1 protein-coding gene is annotated in these 1795 nt (G+C 62.8%); it reads right to left on the bottom strand.

Annotation, left to right across the window (positions count from 1 at the left end; genetic code table 11):
• Positions 1 to 1795 (bottom strand): cellulose biosynthesis cyclic di-GMP-binding regulatory protein BcsB (gene bcsB, locus HMPREF9538_RS22175; protein WP_009484209.1); only part of this gene is annotated, 1795 nt, incomplete at both ends.

Here is a 1795-nt window from a genome sequence, read left to right as displayed (position 1 = left end):
CGAGGCGGGCGGAAGTCCAGTCGCCGGTGAGCCGGCGCTGGACTTTTTGCCACAGGTCTGGCTCGCGGACGCTCAGCACATTATCTACCGGGCGGTAGGGTGAGTCGGCCAGCAGGCTCTGGTTAAAGGCCTGCTGATCGAGAGCGGTGACCGCCAGCACGTCACGTTCACGCAGCGACTGCAAATCCCCCCCGCCGGTGGGCATCCCGAGCACGACGCGGTTATTCGCCAGCGCGGTGCCGGTCGCGTTCCCGGAGCGTGCCGCCAGATTCAGCAGGGTCGCCACCTGGGTTTCAGACGGGTCCGCCGGCAGCAGGAGGGTCGTCTGCGAATAGTCCGCCAGCCGCGAGAAGGGGAACGAGGCGCCGACAAAGTAGGAGAGATTGGGCAACAGCGAGAAGTGACGCGTCTTGCTCAAATCGATCCAGGAGTCGTCAGTGATCCGGCTCTTGATATTGTTATTCAGCAGCACCGAACATGGAACATCGTCCTTTGGCACCACATTGAAGTACATCGACAGCTGGTTATCGCCGTAAATCAGGTAAGGCGCCAGCGGGATGGTAAAGCGCTCCTGGCGCGCATCGCCCCCGAGGTAGCGCCAGACTTTCTCCAGCGGCCCCTGCTTGTTCATCGGCAAGTTGTTGAGGAAGGTGCCGTTGAGCGTGACGCTCAGCAAGGACTTGTCCTCATTAATCCAGCTTTCCGACGGGAAGCGGTAGCCAACCTGTAGCGGAATGGTCTCTCCATCCCACAGATAGAGATCGGGCGCGGCGCGGAAGGCGATACGTAAAGGTTCGTGCCAGACGCCGCTGACGGTCGGGCTTTGATCCTTACGCAGCAGCTCGCTGAGCTTGACCGGACGATCGGTGGGGATCCAGCGCGGGGCATCATATGCTTTGCCAACCGGGATGGTCTGCGGTTCGACATCCAGCGTCGCGGTTTGCGGCGCAAAGTTGCCGCGGGTTAACCGCCAGGCGGCCATGCGCAGCGCCGTATCGTTTTTGCCGACAATCAGCAGCAGTTTATAGGCCGGATTGGTGGGGTTGGCGATGATGCGCAGCAGCGGCTTATCGGTTTCCGGCAGCATCATGCCGCCCACCTGCTCCCCCGGATGGCCAATCACGATGCCGTGGCGTTCCGGCAGACGGTCGCGCAGAGCGCTGAAGGCGATGCCGCGATAGTCCGCCTGGATACCCAGCCAGGAGGAGATCAGCGCCGCGGCGCTGAAGACGTCCGCCGACGGCTTGGCCCCATAGGCGACCGCAATGTCCGCCGGGGTCATCTGCATGCTGTCAAAGAAGGGCCGCGGGAAGTGGCTCAGGTCGTCGCTGATGTTCAGCTGCTGGCTTTCCCAACTGAAATGCGACGTGGGCAGCACCGTCACCCGCGACGTATCATGAATGTCACGCTGGCACTGCAGGGTATCGCCATCGTTGATCTTCACGCTCAGGTTATTGCTGGAGACCATCAGCGCGGGCGGAATATCCAGCTGATAATGGGAGACATCCTCGCCATCGGCGCCCAGCGGCAGCGTGCCGAGCGGTTGACCGTTGAGCATCAGCTGCAGGGTGGCGTTGCGGCTCGCCATCTCCGGCGATACGCGAACGGCAAGGCTGAGCTGCGAATGGATCACCACCTGATCGGCAGGCAGGGTAAAGCTGACCCCACCCTGTCGCTGGCCGCCGCTGAGGATAATCCCGTCCGGCATCCCCATCTGCGCCAGATTCAGATCGCCTCCCCAGACCGGAGCGACAGGAATGACCTCCGGCGCGGCCGTGCCGCTCACCGGCGGGGG

Source organism: Klebsiella sp. MS 92-3, assembly GCF_000195655.1.
Taxonomy (GTDB): Bacteria; Pseudomonadota; Gammaproteobacteria; order Enterobacterales; family Enterobacteriaceae; genus Klebsiella; species Klebsiella pneumoniae.
This window is presented reverse-complemented; position numbering and strand designations above follow the sequence as displayed.